At 58.2% G+C, this 15,631-nt stretch carries 13 protein-coding genes and 1 other annotated feature; of the genes, 9 read left to right on the top strand and 4 right to left on the bottom strand.

What is annotated here, in order from left to right; all coding sequences use genetic code 11:
* The first annotated feature begins 28 nt into the window (after window positions 1-28).
* The 4 genes from B2X55_RS09740 to B2X55_RS09725 all read left to right on the top strand — a co-directional run bounded on the left by B2X55_RS09740 (window position 29) and on the right by B2X55_RS09725 (window position 6,825).
* Window positions 29-1,618 (top strand): bifunctional metallophosphatase/5'-nucleotidase, encoded by a 1,590-nt coding sequence (locus B2X55_RS09740; protein WP_286821949.1) that lies wholly within the window; start codon window positions 29-31, stop codon window positions 1,616-1,618.
* A gap of 288 nt (window positions 1,619-1,906) precedes the next feature.
* The gene (locus tag B2X55_RS09735; protein ID WP_286821948.1) at window positions 1,907-3,226 is read left to right on the top strand and encodes an S-layer homology domain-containing protein; all 1,320 of its coding nucleotides are present in this window, start codon (window positions 1,907-1,909) and stop codon (window positions 3,224-3,226) included.
* An 89-nt stretch (window positions 3,227-3,315) separates the two neighbouring features.
* Complete coding sequence (locus B2X55_RS09730) at window positions 3,316-5,151, top strand: bifunctional metallophosphatase/5'-nucleotidase (protein WP_286821947.1); 1,836 nt, start codon at window positions 3,316-3,318, stop codon at window positions 5,149-5,151.
* Window positions 5,152-6,825, top strand: coding sequence for a bifunctional metallophosphatase/5'-nucleotidase (locus B2X55_RS09725; RefSeq protein WP_286821946.1), 1,674 nt, complete (start codon window positions 5,152-5,154; stop codon window positions 6,823-6,825).
* A gap of 73 nt (window positions 6,826-6,898) precedes the next feature.
* Here the strand turns inward: B2X55_RS09725 and B2X55_RS09720 are convergent, their stop codons facing one another.
* Genes B2X55_RS09720 through B2X55_RS09710 form a run of 3 tightly spaced genes read right to left on the bottom strand, consistent with a single transcriptional unit; the run spans window position 6,899 to window position 9,441 of the window.
* Complete coding sequence (locus B2X55_RS09720; protein ID WP_286821945.1) at window positions 6,899-7,738, bottom strand: MetQ/NlpA family ABC transporter substrate-binding protein; 840 nt, start codon at window positions 7,736-7,738, stop codon at window positions 6,899-6,901.
* A 19-nt stretch (window positions 7,739-7,757) separates the two neighbouring features.
* Window positions 7,758-8,411, bottom strand: coding sequence for a methionine ABC transporter permease (locus tag B2X55_RS09715; protein ID WP_036377200.1), 654 nt, complete (start codon window positions 8,409-8,411; stop codon window positions 7,758-7,760).
* Entirely contained in the window at window positions 8,380-9,441 is a 1,062-nt protein-coding gene (locus tag B2X55_RS09710; protein ID WP_286821944.1) for a methionine ABC transporter ATP-binding protein, read from the bottom strand. The genes B2X55_RS09715 and B2X55_RS09710 overlap by 32 nt, the downstream gene beginning before the upstream one ends.
* A 287-nt stretch (window positions 9,442-9,728) precedes the next feature.
* Here B2X55_RS09710 and B2X55_RS09705 point away from each other — a divergent pair, with 287 nt between their 5' ends.
* From B2X55_RS09705 to B2X55_RS09695, 3 genes are all read left to right on the top strand, one after another.
* On the top strand, window positions 9,729-10,268 hold the full coding sequence (locus B2X55_RS09705) for a DUF3793 family protein (protein ID WP_278822891.1): 540 nt from the start codon (window positions 9,729-9,731) through the stop codon (window positions 10,266-10,268).
* Window positions 10,269-10,314: 46 nt separating this feature from the next.
* Window positions 10,315-10,749 carry a flavodoxin gene (locus B2X55_RS09700; protein WP_286821943.1) on the top strand — a complete coding sequence of 145 codons (435 nt, stop codon included), beginning with the start codon at window positions 10,315-10,317 and terminating at the stop codon, window positions 10,747-10,749.
* An 84-nt stretch (window positions 10,750-10,833) separates the two neighbouring features.
* Entirely contained in the window at window positions 10,834-11,298 is a 465-nt protein-coding gene (locus tag B2X55_RS09695; RefSeq protein ID WP_286821942.1) for a YhcH/YjgK/YiaL family protein, read from the top strand.
* Between the two features lie 79 nt (window positions 11,299-11,377).
* Here B2X55_RS09695 and B2X55_RS09690 read toward each other — a convergent pair whose 3' ends face one another.
* The gene (locus B2X55_RS09690) at window positions 11,378-12,724 is read right to left on the bottom strand and encodes an MFS transporter (RefSeq protein WP_286821941.1); all 1,347 of its coding nucleotides are present in this window, start codon (window positions 12,722-12,724) and stop codon (window positions 11,378-11,380) included.
* Between the two features lie 101 nt (window positions 12,725-12,825).
* Window positions 12,826-13,086: a binding site (T-box leader), on the bottom strand.
* A gap of 262 nt (window positions 13,087-13,348) precedes the next feature.
* Between B2X55_RS09690 and B2X55_RS09685 the strand changes: the two genes are divergently transcribed.
* Both B2X55_RS09685 and B2X55_RS09680 read left to right on the top strand, forming a co-directional pair.
* Complete coding sequence (locus tag B2X55_RS09685) at window positions 13,349-15,025, top strand: sigma 54-interacting transcriptional regulator (protein ID WP_286821940.1); 1,677 nt, start codon at window positions 13,349-13,351, stop codon at window positions 15,023-15,025.
* A gap of 277 nt (window positions 15,026-15,302) precedes the next feature.
* Window positions 15,303-15,569, top strand: a complete 267-nt coding sequence (locus B2X55_RS09680; protein ID WP_278822868.1) for an HPr family phosphocarrier protein — start codon at window positions 15,303-15,305, stop codon at window positions 15,567-15,569.
* Window positions 15,570-15,631 lie beyond the last annotated feature (62 nt).

Raw genomic sequence — 15,631 nt, 5'->3', positions numbered from 1 at the left:
TAGTATTATTTTGCCGAAAGGAGAATTTATGAAAAAGATACTGGCAGTGCTGGCACTCGTCTTTGCCTGTCTCTGGGGCACAGCGTTTGCGGCGGATTTCTCGCATCTCGTCATCATGCACACGAATGACACGCATGGCTATGACCAGCGTGCCGATGGTGTCAACGGCATGGCGACGGTCGCGGCGCTCAAAGAAGACTACGAGGCCAAGGGCTACAAGGTCCTGCTCGTCGACGCCGGCGATGCGATCCAGGACAACAATCTCGTCAACTTCAGCAAGGGCAAGACGGCCATTGACTTCATGAATGCCGTGGGCTACGATGCCATGACGCTGGGCAATCATGAGTTCGACTACGGCTCGGATGTGACCACGGAGCGCATCAAGCAGGCGAAGTTCCCGATCGTGTCGGCCAACATCATCGTCGAGGCGACGGGCAAGCCGTTCACGGGCAAGACGCACGCCATCATCCGCAAAGGTGATCTCAAGATCGGCGTCTTCGGCCTGACGACGCCGTCGACCATCACGACGTCGAACCCGAAGAGCACGCGCGGCCTGACCTTCCTCTCGAAAGAGGAAATGTACGCAGCAGCCCAGAAGGAAGTCGCGGCGCTCAAGGCCGCGCACTGTGACCTCATCGTCGCCATCGGCCATCTTGGCAGCGAGCCGGATGCCGTCGGCGACCGCTCAAACGACGTTCTCGCGAACGTCAAGGGCATCGACGTCTTCATCGACGGCCACGATCACACGGTCAAGAATCTCTACATTGACGGCAGTCTGCTGACCGAGACGGGTTCGCACCTCGCGAACATCGGCGTTGTCCGCTATGAAGACGGCAAGTGGCAGGAAGAGCTCCATGCCTATGGCCAGTTCAACAAAGAGGATGCCAAGGTCAAGGCAATCGTCGATAAGGCGCAGGCCGCCATCGACAAGAGACTCGCGACAAAAGTCGGCATGACGCCGTTTGAGCTCAACGGCAGTCGCGACCCGGGCGTGCGCACGGAGGAGACGAACCTCGGCGACTTCCTCGCTGATGCTTACCTCTGGCAGGTCCGTCAGGCTGCGGTGCTCGACCGCGTCACGATTGACGGCGCCCTGATGAACGGCGGCAGCATCCGCGCGGGCATCAAGGCCGGCACAATCACGGAGGCCGACCTGCTGCGCGTCCTGCCGTACCACAACTACCTGCAGTACGTCACCATGAAGGGCTCGGCGCTGCTCGAGATCCTCGAGGCGGCGACGTGCACGACGCCGACAGCGCTCGGCGCTTTCCCGCAGGTTGCAGGAATCGTCTACACGGTCGACACGAAAACGCCGTTCGCAAAAGGCGAGCTTTACCCGCATTCCGTCTATTACCGTCCGGCAGCCCCCGGCTCGCGCGTCACGATCGCGAGCGTCGGCGGCAAGCCGTTCGACCCGGAGGCGACCTACAACATCGCCGTCCCCGACTTCCTGACCTCCGGCGGCGACTCCTACTACTCCATGCAGGACCCCGCTAAAGTCACCATCCACGATGTCGACTACCTCGACACCGACGCCGTCCGCAACTACCTCAAAGAACTCGGCGGCACAGTCAGCGCCGACTACAAGGCACCGCAGGGCCGCATTACCATCCGCTGATCATCACGACAGCGAATACCTTGTTCTGGAAAAAGAAGTCCCACTCGTTTGGGACTTCTTTTTTTCACGCCGTACCCAGTGAAATCGCGATGAATCTGAAAAAAATACGAAAAAATAGTCCCGTCATATGTACTATAGAAGTCATACGGCCTTTTTATCCGCCCCTCTTTACGGTATAATGAAAATGTCTTAGAGAAAAGTCAGAAAACTTTAAATAGAGGTGTAACGAGATACATGTCCGAATTGTTTTCTGATACAGGAGTTCAAGAGAGAATGGAGTCAGGTAATATGAAAAAAACCATCGCAACGGCGCTGACGACGGCTATGGTCATCGGCGCGGCCAGCACCACATTCGCCGCAGCAAACCCGTTTTCGGATGTGCCCGCTGACCACTGGGCCTACGATGCCGTGACGACACTGGCCAATGACGGCGTCATCGAAGGCTACGGCGACGCGACGTTCAAGGGCAGCCAGAAGATCACGCGCTACGAGATGGCGCAGATGGTTGCCAAGGCCATGGCCAAGAAGGATGTCTCGACTTCCGACAAGGCCTTGATCGAGAAGCTCGCTGCTGAGTTCTCCGATGAGCTTGCGAACCTCGGCGTGCGCGTGGCCAAGCTGGAGAAGAACGCCGATAACGTGCAGTGGCACGGCATGCTGCGCTATGATTACGGCAGTGTCCGTTACGATAAGGCGCCGGTAGACATCTATATCAATGGCAAGAAGACCAGCAAGCTTGACGATGTGAAGACGCGCGATAACTCGAACGGCTACACGTTCCGCCTGGAGCCGAAGGCAGAAGTCAACGACCACTGGAAGGTCAGAGCGCGTCTCGATGCGTACGGAGACCTGACGAAGGATACGGCTGGCAGCCTTGGTCTCAAGCGCCTCTGGGCAGAAGGCAACTACGGCGATACGACGTACCGCTTTGGCCGCATGCCGGTCGGCATCGACATGGATATCATGTTCGATACGCAGTTCTCCGGTGCACAGGTCCAGTTCGGCAAGAAGGCTTTCACGACGACGGTCAATGCCGGCCGCTTCAACCTCAACAGCGGCAACCAGTACTACCTGTACGGTGTCAACAAGAATGGCGGTGCAGATGCGACGGCCAACTATCAGGCCATCGGCTTCACGGGCTGGGCTGGCAAGCTCAACTACGGTACGGCTTACCATCACCTCGACAGCAATGTCTTCACGAAGATGCTCGGCTATGGCACCGACAACGACGACATGAACACCTGGACGGCCAAGGGCACGTACCACTTCTCGAAGAACATCGCCCTGCAGGGCAATTACGGCCACAACTTCAGCGCCGATGACTACAATACGTCCTGGAGCGCTGTCATCGGCTACAAGGAATTCGAGAACTTCAACGCGACGAACGCCGGTCAGTGGGGCGCATCGATTGCTTACCGCAACATCGGCCAGAATGTAGGTCCGACGCCGACGTACACGAGTGATGCCGGCACGAAGGGCATCGCGCTGAGCTTCCTCATGAACATCATGCCGCACACCTACACGTGGCTCCAGTATGCACAGGGCAAGACGCTGATCGGCAACGAGAACTACAAAGAGCTCTTCGGCCGTGTCGAGTGGCAGTTCTAAGCAAGCGGGATACGGACGATACAGGAAAGGCGGCTGCTTCTGACAGCCGCCTTTTCTAGAATGACGAGATGAGAAGAACAGGAGGAATCATGGACTTCAAGCACAAGGGCAGGCGCTGCCTGCTGGGCTGCCTGGCAGCAGCTCTGTCGCTTTCTTTTACGACGGCTGTGGCCTTTGCAGCCGCGCCGTCTGCCGACACTGTATCGGTCACGGTCCTCGGGACTTCGGATGTTCACGGACGCTTCATGCCGTGGGATTATTCGACGGACACGGAAGACCGCTCGGGCAGCCTGACGCAGCTCAGCACTGCCATCCGGGAAATCCGGCAGGAAAACCCGAATGTCATCCTCGTCGATGCCGGCGATGCCATTCAGGACAACAGCGTGGAGCAGTTCAACACGGCGAAGCATCAGCCCATGGTAGTCGCCATGAATGCGATGGGCTATGACATCTGGGAGATGGGCAACCACGAATTCAATTTCGGACTCGATGTGCTGCGTCATGTGGCTCGCCAGTTCAAGGGGCAGGTCCTCTGCGGAAATGTCTACTGGGAGGATGGGCGCCGCTTCATGCCGGCCGTGAAGGTCATCACGAAGGGTGGCGTGCGCATCGGCATTATCGGCATGGACACGCCGATGATTGCGGAGTTCGAGAAGGACTCCGACCACCTCAAGGGCGTTGTCGTCAAGGATCCTGTCGCAGAGACGAAGCAGGCCATCCGGGAGCTGAAGGGGAAGGCTGATGTCATCATCGGCGTCATGCACATGGGCGTGATGAACGAGAACGAGCGTCCCAACACGGGCATGACGGATCTTGCGAATGCCTGCCCGGAACTGGCGGCCGTTGTTGCCGGTCACATGCACCAGGATGTCAGCAGCAAGACGGTAAACGGCGTCCTGATCTCGGAGCCGTATAAATACGGCCGCGCGCTGACGCGCATCGACCTGACGTTTCAGCAGAAGGATGGTCGCTATGTGCTGACGGACAAGAAGGCCAGGACCATCCCGATGGCAACGTACGCAGACGACGCGTCGCTCGTCCGGAAGCTCGCACCGTATCACGAACAGGCCCGCCAGGCAGCCAATGAAGTCATCGGCGAGGCGGTCGGCATGAATATGGTTCCGCCGGATTCGATGCCGGGCATCAGCGAGGTGCAGATCGGCGACACGCCGCTGACGCATTTCCTGCAGGAAGTTCAGCTCTACTACAGCGGCGCAGATGTGACGTCGCTGATCATCAGCCGCGACAATGCCCAGCAGCTCGTCGGCCCCATCCGCCGCAAGGACATCGCCTTCAACTACCAGTATACGGGCGGCGAGACGACCGTATATCAGGTGACGGGCAAAGACCTCAGGGATTACATGGAATGGGCCGCTGCCTACTTCAACCAGAAGCAGCCGGGCGACATCGCGCCGAGCTACAACCCCGTGCGTCGCGCTTCGAAGTACAGCACGAACGACATGTTCGGCGGTGTCACGTACACGATTGACCTGACAAAGCCGGCAGGTTCGCGCATCACGGACCTGCGGCTCAAGAAGACAGGCAGGGCCGTCGAGGACGGCGACGTCCTCAAGCTCGGCATGAATGCCTACCGCATGAATCAGCTCGTCGCGAAAGGTGGCGCGCTCGAAGGGCGCGAGTTCCCGCAGGTCTGGTCGTCGCTGGAAGCATTTGGCGAGACAGAGGGCACGATCCGCAACATGACGGCGCGCTACATCCGTGAAGTGAAGAAGGGCAAGGTCGAGGTCGAGCCTGTTGATGACTGGCATGTGACGGGTTTTGACAGGGACTCGGCTGATTACAAGAAGGCAGAGGAGCTCCTGAAGGAAGGAAGGATTTCCCTGCACAACGCAGCAGATGGCAAGTACACGAACATTGCCTCTCTCAATGAACGGGACCTTCAGCAGAAAGGACAGGTAAAGTAAATGAAGACAAAACGCTCTCTGAAAGTCATGGTACTCGCGGCACTGACGGCGGCACTCTCGGCCGGCACGGCTTTTGCCGGTGATCTGACGGTCTTCTCGACGTCGGATGTGCACGGCAGTGTCGTCGGCTGGAATTACTTCACGGCGAAGCCGGCGGATGTCGGCCTGGCGAAGATCAGCACGATCATCAATGAGGCACGCGCGCAGAAGGGCAAGGATGACGCCATCCTCTGCATCGACGGCGGTGATATCCTGCAGGGCACGCCGCTCGATACCTACATGGTCCAGCATCCAAATGAGTGGAAGGCCGGCCAGCATCCGATGTTTGTCGCGTTCAACCAGATCGGCTACGATGCCATCGAGCTCGGCAACCATGAGTTCAACTTCGGCCTCGACTACCTCAAGAAGGCCATCGGCAAGAACAAGAACGTGCTTGGCGCCAATGTCATCGACGATAAGACGGGCAAGACCTGGAGCGCCGTGCGCCCGTACATCATCAAGACGGTCAAGATTGACGGTGAGAAGGTCAAGGTCGGCATCGTCGGCACGGACACGCCGGCTATCCCGAACTTCGAGGATCCATCGCACTTTGCGGGCCTCCACTTTGAGAGTCAGGTGCCCGTCATGCAGAAGTACGTCAAAGAGCTCAAGGAAAAGGGCGCGGACATCATCATCGGCGTCACGCACTCCGGCGTCCCGCGCGGCGACCGCAACGCTTCTGAGAACCAGGTCATTGCAATCGCGGAGGCATGCCCAGAGCTCGACCTGCTCATCTGCGCTCACAACCATGTCGTCATCGACAATAAGTCCGGCATCAAGGGCCCGGACGGCACGGTCTATCCGGATTCCGTCGTCAACGGCGTTCCTGTCGTCGAGTCGGGCAAGGACGGCAAATTCGTCGGCAAGAGCAAGCTGACTCTGCACAAGGTCGACGGCAAGTGGAAGGTGGAAAAGGTCACGACAGAAGCTGTGTCGGTCAAGGGCGTTCCGGACGACCCGGCCATTGCCACGAAGGTCAAGCCATGGCACGAGAAGACGCTTCAGCACCTCCAGACCGTCATCGGCCAGGCGTCAGACGAATTCTCCGGCGCGGAGTCGAATCATCAGGATTCGGCCATCGTCGATCTCGTCAATGAGGTGCAGCGCCACTACGCAGGCACGCAGCTCTCGGCGTCGGCAGCGTTCAACACGAGCCAGAACATCGACAAGGGCGCGATCACTTTGCAGGAAATGTCGGGCCTCTACATCTATGAGAATTACCTCTACGGCATCCGCATCAATGGGGCAGAGCTGCGCAAGTACATGGAGCATGCGGCTTCATTCTACGGCACGACGCCGGATTACAATTACGACATGATCCAGGGTGTCGACTACACGATCGACATGAATCAGCCCGTCGGCCACCGCATCACGAAGCTCCAGTACCAGGGCAAGGACGTCAAGGACACGGACACCTTCACGATGGCCATCAACGATTACCGCATGAACGGCGGCAGCGGCTATATGGCGGCCATGGGCTACACGGATGGCCGGAAGCCTGAGGTCGTCTTCGACTCCATGCGCAAGTACGGCGATGACGGCCAGATGCGCGCGCTGATGATCCAGTACGTCAAGGACAAGGGCACCATCACTCCGACCTGCGACCACAATTGGTCGGTCATCCCCAAGAAATAAACGACAGGATACGACTGCACAAAAATACGCCAGCCTCATTGAGGTCTGGCGTATTTTTATGCGCGTCATCGGCTCAGAAAGCCGGGACGACAGCGCCTTTATACTTGTTGTTGATGAAATCTTTGATTTCCTGGCTGTGCAGGACTTTCATGAGAGCCTGGATCTCAGGGCGGTTCTCATCGCCCTGGCGTACGGCGACAATGTTGACGTACGGGCTCGTGCTGTCCTCGATGAAGAGCGAATCCTTCGTCGGGTCGAGCTGGACCTGCATGGCGAAGTTGGAGTTGATGATGGCGGCATCGACATCATCGAGCGTGCGCGGAACCTGTGCGGCTTCGACTTCCTGGAACTTGAAGTTCTTCGTGTTCTCGGCGATGTCCTGCAGCGTTGCTTTCTCCTTGACGCCGTCCTTGAGCTTCAGCAGGCCAGCTTTCTCGAGAAGGAGCAGGGCGCGGCCGCCATTGGTCGGGTCGTTCGGGATGGAGATTGTAGCGCCGTCTTTGAGATCCTTGAGGTCTTTGACCTTCTTGGAGTAGATGCCCATCGGTTCGATGTGGACGCCGCCGGCGCTGACGAGCTTGACTTCCTTGTGCTCTTCCATGAAGTTCTGGAGGTACGGGTCATGCTGGTAGAAGTTGGCATCGAGTTCCTTGTCGTTGAGGGCGAGGTTCGGCTGGACGTAGTCGTTGAATTCGACGATGTCGAGTTTGATGCCTTCTTTCTCGAGCAGCGGCTTGGCTGCCTCGAGGATCTCGGCGTGCGGCACAGCCGTAGCACCTACCTTGAGCGTCTTCGTGCCGCTCGTCTGAGCTGCGTTCGACGAGGATGAAGAAGAGGACTGGCTGCCGCCGCAGCCGGCGAAAGCCAGCGTTGCGACGACGAGCGCAGCGATGAGTGCGAGTACTTTTTTCATGTGGATTCCTCCCTTTTGTTTATCTCTTGTCCAGACGTTTGGCGAGCGTGTTGCCGACGAACTGGACGAGTTGAACGAGTACGATGAGGATGACGACGGTGGCCAGCATGATTTCCGGGCGGAAGCGCTGGTAGCCGTAGCGGATGGCGAGGTCACCGAGGCCGCCGCCGCCGACGGCACCGGCCATGGCCGACTCGCCGACGAGGCTGATGATGACGGTCGTGAGCTGCGCGACAATCGAGGACATCGATTCCGGAAGCAGGACCTTCCAGATAATCTGGGCCGGCGTTGCGCCCATCGACTGCGCAGCCTCGACGAGGCCGAACGGCACTTCCTTGAGGCTCGTCTCGACCTGGCGTCCGATGAACGGGATTGCAGCGATGACGAGCGGTACCATGGCAGCTGTCGTGCCGATGGCCGAGCCGACGAGCAGGCGCGTGAACGGGATGATGGCGACGAGCAGGATGATGAACGGGATGGAGCGCACGGCATTGACGATGGCGCCGACGATGCGGTTGACGGCCAGTGACTCGAGAATCTGTCCCTTGCTCGTCGTGTGAAGCAGTACGCCGAGCGGCACGCCGATGATGGTGGCGATGACCATCGAGACGACGACCATGTAGACCGTCTCGCCGAGGGCCTTAGTCAGAAGTGGAATCATGTCTGCGGACATAGCCAATCACCTCCTCTTTGAGATCTTGCTGGCGCAGGTACTGGAGCGCTTCCTGGATCCTTGTCTCCGGGCCCGTGATGCCGATGATCATGCGCCCAAAAGGCGTCGACTTGATCTGGTCGAGGTTGCCGAAGAGCATCGTGACCTCGATTTCCGGGAACTTGCGGATCATGCCGGCCAGCACGGGGTCGTCGGCCGATTCGCCGATGAACGTCAGGCGCAGCAAGAGATAGGCGCCGGGCAACGGCGTCTTCGAGACTTCGCCGCCGCGGAACGCCGCGGGCAGCTCGTTCGAGAGCAGGACGCTGATGAAGTCCTTCGTGATGGGCTTCTGCGGGTTCGTGAAGACCTCGAGGACGGTGCCCTGCTCGGCGATGACGCCGTTCGCGATGACGGCGACCTTGTCGCAGATGTCCTTGATGACCTGCATCTCGTGCGTGATGACGACGACCGTCAGCGAGAGCTTGCGGTTGATGTCCTGGATGAGCTCGAGGATCGAGCGCGTCGTCTGCGGGTCGAGGGCGCTTGTCGCCTCGTCGCAGAGCAGGACTTTCGGCTCGCTCGCGAGTGCGCGGGCGATGCCGACGCGCTGCTTCTGGCCGCCAGAGAGCTGTGAGGGGTACTGGTGCGCCTTGTCGGCCAGGCCGACGAGCTCCAAGAGCGGCAGTACCTTTTTCTTGATCTCTGCTTCCGGCGTGTGCGAGAGGCGCAGCGGGAATGCGATGTTGTCGTAGACAGTAGCCGAGCTCAGCAGGTTGAAGTGCTGGAAGATCATGCCGATGTTCTTGCGCGCCTTACGCAGCTCTTTCTCGCTCATGGCCGTCATGTCCTGGCCGTCGACGATGACCTTGCCGGCCGTCGGGCGCTCGAGCATGTTGATGCAGCGGATCAGCGTGGACTTGCCCGCGCCGCTGAGACCGATGATACCGAAGATCTCGCCGCGCTCGATCGTCAGGTCGATACCCTTGAGCGCCTTGACGGGACCGGAGGGGCTGTCGTACGTCTTCTCGATATGAGACAGCTGTATCATAGAATGAGTTACCTCCTAATCATATTAATCTTATATGTTTTGATAGTAGCATAGGAAAGAAATGTTGTCAATACAATCTTACAGACTGCTGCGAGTCCTGGCTATGCTATTGTCCATTATAGCATCAAAGGGGGTTATCTCATAGGAGGACAAAGGCGAAATAGAAAAATTTTATCGGCCGCCTTGTAATTGAGAAACATTTTCGATATAATACAGGCAGAGTAATGATGATAATGATTTTCAACAAGAGGTGATGCATTTTGGGACGAGAGGGTTTCGAACAGCTCATGGGCTTCCACGCCGCTCCGCTGCTCGTCGGGCTGCGGCCCGCAAGTCTGCTCTCCTTCCGCAGGGACCGCTTTGATGATTTCGAAGGGCTGCTGGCCTCGTACAAGGCGTGCTTTTCCTGCAAGGGAATCGAAGTCTTCCGCGTAGCGGAGGGAGAGGCTTACACGCTGCTGCTCTTCTACCGGGCAGCATGCCTTCGCCGCCATCTGGAGCAGGCGGAGGTACGGGATTTGCTGCAGGCGTACGGCTATCCGTGTGACGAAAGGCTCGATGTATGCCTCGCGCATCTGCGCCTGCGCATGCAGCTCCAGAAATCCTTCCCGCATGAGATCGGCCTGTTCCTTGGCTATCCTGTTGCGGATGTTGTCGGTTTTATCACGCACAAAGGGCAGGATTTCTGCTATAGTGGGTATTGGAAGGTATACGCGAACGAAAGAGAGACGCGGGCGCTGTTCGACCGCTATGCGCACTGCACGGAGGACTTCTGCTCGCGCCTCGAGCAGGGCTGTTCGTTCCCGGATCTCGTCAAAGCCGTTTGAGTCAGAAGAAGCAGATATACTTTTATAGAAAGAAAGGTGATTCTCAATGAGCAAGATTGCAATCATTTACTGGACCGGCACGGGCAATACGCTGGAGATGGCCAGGGCCATCGAGAAGGGCGCCAAGGATGTCGGTGCCGATGTCGATGTATTCGAGGTCGAGTCGTTCGGCGGCGTCGAGCGCCTCAAAGAATACGATGGCCTGATGTTCGGCTGCCCGGCCATGGGGGATGAAGTCCTCGAGGAAGGGGCGTTCGAGCCCTTCTTCGCAGAGGCCGAGAGCCATCTGCAGGGCGTGCCTGTCGCACTCTTCGGTTCCTACGGCTGGGGCGGCGGCGCCTGGATGGAGTCCTGGGCTGAGCGCACGCGCAATGCGGGCGCCAAGCTCATAGGCGACGGCCTGGCCATCGAGAACGCCCCTGATGACGACGGCATCGCCGCGTGCAAAGCCCTCGGCAGAGAGTTTGCCGCATCTCTTTGATGTGGATTTGTGCTCCATGTGATACAATAGGCGAGAAGGCATCACACAATTGACTGCGATTGTGATCACAGAGGAGGGCATATCATGATTTTTTCTTCCATCCATGCAAAACAGCAGAGCGTCATGCTGCCGACGGCCGTCGAGAAGGCACTGGATTTCCTGAAGGCGCATGACTTCACGAAGATGGAGCCGGGCCGCTATGCAATCCAGGGCGATGACATCTACGCGCAGGTCTTCGACGCGGAGACGAAGCCGGCAGAGGAGCAGCGTCCCGAAGCCCATGAAAAGTACGCCGATGTCCAGTTCCTCGCCTCGGGCAGAGAGCGCCTTGGCTTCACGCCGGACACAGGCAGCTATGAGGTGGCGGAGCGCTTCGACGACCGCGACCTGATCTTCTACAAGAAGGTGGAGAACGAGTGCTTCATCGAAGCGCGCCCCGGCTGCTTCAGCGTATTCTTCCCCGAGGACATCCATCGTCCCGCCTGCGCCTCCGGCCAGCCCATGACCGTGCGCAAGGTTGTCGTCAAGATCAGCGTGAAGTTGCTCTGAGGTTTGTATGACATAAAAAGGTGATTGACCACAGTTGGTCAATCACCTTTTTTATAGCAGTGTTTTCAGTTGATTGTTCTCATGCTTCGGCTTCTTCGACGCTGACGGCGGCTTTATCGGCTGCGAAGACGTCTTTGCGCTGGCCGTTGAGCTTGTACTGGATGGTCAGGACGAGCAGGCCGGAGACGAGCATGGCGGCACCCATGATGAAGTAGCCGGCATCGAAGGAACCCGTATTGACTTTGACCCAGGCCATCATGTTCGGGCCGACCCAGCCGCCGAGGTTGCCGCAGGAGTTGATGAGGGCAACGGAGCCGGCGGCAGCAGGGCCGGTGAGGAACGTCGTCGGGATGGTCCACCAGACGCCCATGGCGGCGTGGATGCCGATAGCGGAGAGGCAGACGAGCGCGAGAGCGACGGGCAGACTCTGAGCAAAAGGCGAGAGGCCGAGGCCAACAGCGCCGACGAAGAGTGTGCAGGCTACGTGCCAGACCTTATCGCCTGTCATCGTGGCCGTCTTGCTGATGACGAGCTGGACGAGCAGGGCCGCCGTCATCGGGATGGCGATGGCACCGCCGAGCAGCGAGGTCGAGAGACCGGAGAGTTCTTTGAGAACGGTCGGCATCCAGAAGTAGAAGCCCCAGAAACCAACAACCCAGAGGAAGTAGATCAGGCAGAGCTTGAGGACTTTCGGGTCATGGAATGCTTCGAGAACCGTGTATTTCTTGCGGGACTGCATGGCAGCCTGCTCTTTGTTGAAGTTGTCCGTCAGGTATTTTTTCTCGGCGTCCGTGAGCCAGCTGACCTGGTCCGGGCGGTCCTTGACGCAGAAGAAGAAGAAGACAGCGAAGGCGAGGGCCGGGATGGCTTCGAGGATGAAGAGCTCCTGCCAGCCGTGCAGGCCGAAGAAGGAACTCTCGAGCAGCACGCCGGCAATCGGCGCGCCGATGATGTTCGAGAGCAGCAGCGACGTCAGCATGAGGCTCGTGGCGCGGGCGCGCTCACCGGCCGTGAACCAGCGCGGGAAGAGCACGGAGTAGATGACCGGGTAGAGGCTGGCCTCCGATGCGCCCAAGAGGAAGCGGCAGAGGAAGAACTGGAACTCGGTCGAGATGAAGGCCATGAAGACGCAGACGAGGCCCCAGGTGAACATGATGCGCGCGATCCACTTCGTCGCGGAGAAGTGCGAGGCGACGAGCGAGCCCGGGATCTCGAAAATCAGGTAGCCGACGAAGAAGATGCCGGCACCCATGCCGAAGACTTCCGGCGTGATCCACGGCAGGTCTGCTGTCATCGTGAGCTTTGCGTAGGCGATATTGACGCGGTCGATGCAGGCGATGATCGAGACGAGGAAGACCGGCAGGATGATGCGCCAGTCGCGCGCTCGCTTGAGATGGGCAAGATCGACGTTTGCTGCTTGTTCCATGATGATACCTCCAAGATAAATGATAGATGAGATGAAAGCAGTCACAAGATTTCTCAGGGCTGTTCCGAGTGATGGACTAAAAATAAAAAATCCGTCCCTCTGAAAGGGACGGATTGATTTCCGCGTTACCACCCAAGTTCCGTGCCAAAGCACGACGCTCTGACGTACTCAGGCATTCGTAAGGTTCACGACGTACCATCATACGCGGCTCCTGTAACGGGGAGCAGTCGTGGTCGCTTACTCTGGTTCAGCGCCATGCCTCGAGGATGATTTTCGGCTTCCTGCTCATCACCGGCTTTCACCATGCCCGGCTCGCTATGCATCAGCAACAGAAGTCTACTCTTTCCTGTCTTCAGCTGTATTCGTTATGTGAACTGTTGTTTTGATTACGGGTACTATCATAACGCTCGCGTGTAATGTTGTCAATAGCTGCTTCGGAAAAAATTGCAGATTTTTTCGGGCAGCTGGCGGGTGTGCTGGCGGATGATGGCGCTCGGATGATGGCGCCCGGATGATGGCGCTCTTAGAAAATATTTGCCTGAAAGGTTCGGTTTTTACGCGATGAGAGAGGATTTTGGCCGTGTTTTATAGTATAATAATAACAAGCAGAAAGGAACGATGGACATGATTTTTGAACGGGAAGCCGTCATCCACGACGAGGGCGGCATCCATGCGCGCGTCGCGGCGATGATCGTGCAGCGCGCACAGGAACTCTGCAAGCGCTACGACTGCCACCTCTATCTGCGCAGTGCGCGCAGCGAGCGCTGTGAGATGCACAGCCTCATGAAGCTCGTGGCCCTCAAGGTCGCACAGGGCGATTCGGTCTTCGTGTCGGCGGAGGGAGATAACGGGCGGCAGGCCGTCATCGAGATGGTGCGCTTCCTCGAGAGCGACTTCATCATGAACGAGGCTTCGGAGATCCACGGCGTCGACAAGCTGCTGCACGAGAATGCCCTGATGCAGGAACGCCTGCAGATGATCCTCGAGGCGGTGCAGGACGGCATCTGCGTCGTTGACCGCAGCGGCGAGATCACCTACGTCAATCCGTCGTATCTGCGCATTGTCCACAAGACGCCGGAGATGGTCATCGGTCAGAACGTCTTCGAGACGGCTGCTGACGGCAACCGCTGCGCCGTGCTGCGCTCTGGCATCGCGCGCATCGGCAGCATCCGCCACAAGAAGGACGGCACGACGATCGTCGCCAATGTCAACCCAATCTTCGTCGACGGCGAGATTGCCGGCGTCGTCTCGGTCATCAAGGACATCACGGAAATCCAGACGTTGATGGAGCGCCTGTCGCAAGTCTCGGCCAAGGCGGAGTACCTCGAGCAGGAGCTTCTGCGCACCAAGAAGACGGCGCAGGCTTTTGCCAACTACATCGGCAAGAGCGGCAAGGTTGTCGACGTGCTGGCGCTGGCCTCGAAGGCGGCGGACTCCTCGGCCAATGTCCTGATCCGCGGCGAGAGCGGCACGGGCAAGGAGGTCATCGCGGAGGGCATCCACTATGCGAGCGGACGACGTCGCGGCCCCTTCATCCGCGTCAACTGCGGCGCCATCCCCGGTGCCCTGCTCGAGTCAGAGCTCTTTGGCCACGAGAAGGGTGCTTTCACTGGTGCCGTGCGCCGCAAGCTCGGCAAGTTCGAGCTCGCCAACCGCGGCACGATCTTCCTCGACGAGATCGGGGAGCTCGACAAGAACCTGCAGGTCAAGCTCCTGCGCGTCTTGCAGCAGAAGGAATTCGACCGCGTCGGCGGTGAGGAAACCATTCACGTCGATGTGCGCATCATCGCGGCGACGAACCGCGACCTCGAGGCGATGGTCCGCGAGGGCACTTTCCGCGATGACCTCTACTACCGCCTCAACGTCATCCCCATCATCCTGCCGCCGCTGCGCGACCGCCCCGACGATATCCCCTTGCTCGTCGAGCACTTCATCGAGAAGATCAGCAAGGAGAACAAGAAGGCGGTGCGCGGCATCACGCCGGACGCCATGCAGATGTTCATGCACTACCGCTGGCCCGGCAATGTCCGTGAGCTCGAGAATGTCATCGAGCGCGTGATCACGCTGATGGACACGGACCTCATCACGGCAGCCATGCTGCCTTCTTATATAAAAGGCGATATTGCCGGACGCGAGGTGCAGAGCCTTGCCGATGACACCGTCCTCCCGTGGGAAGAGTACGAGAAGCAGATCATTGCAAACGCCCTTCGCCAGGGAACGAGCTTCAACGGCGCGGCCAAGCTGCTGCGCATCAGTCACAAGACCGTGGCGGCCAAGGCGCGGAAATACGGCTTGGTATAATTTACCAAGCGTTGGTAAAAATTACCAAGCAAAATCGCAGTTTTGGTAAAATTTACCAAAACTCATATCGGAGGACGTCATATAGCGGCGGAACAATCCGAAAGCAAAAGACGATATGATCTCGGAAGCCTTGTGTACAAGGCCTGACGGGTCAAGATAAAAAATCCTGCTTGGAGGAAAAAGTTGGCACGCATCTTGCATTATTTATAAGTGCTGATTATGTTCCTGTAACGACAGGGAAAGTAAGATTAATGGTTTTAAGATTGGAGAGGTTCAAATGACTCAGGAAACGCTTACGATTGAAAACAAGACTGGTATCCACGCTCGCCCGGCTTCCATCTTCGTTCAGACGGCTACGAAGTTCAAGTCCAAGATCCAGCTGCAGGCTAAGGGCAAGACGATCGATGCAAAGAGCATCCTCATGATCATGAGCATGGGCCTCGTCAAGGGCACGGAAGTCACGATCATCGCAGATGGCCCGGATGAAGCAGAGGCTGTCAAGGCTCTGAAAGACCTCATCGAGTCCAAGTTCGGCGAGGAATAATCTCGAGGCTCAATCGGGCAAGAGAACAGAAGAGGCAAATGACCTTCCTCCGGCTTCGGCGG

Origin of the sequence: Mitsuokella sp. UBA4253 (assembly GCF_002395285.1) — a bacterium.
Lineage (GTDB): Bacteria > Bacillota > Negativicutes > Selenomonadales > Selenomonadaceae > Mitsuokella > Mitsuokella jalaludinii.
This window is presented reverse-complemented; position numbering and strand designations above follow the sequence as displayed.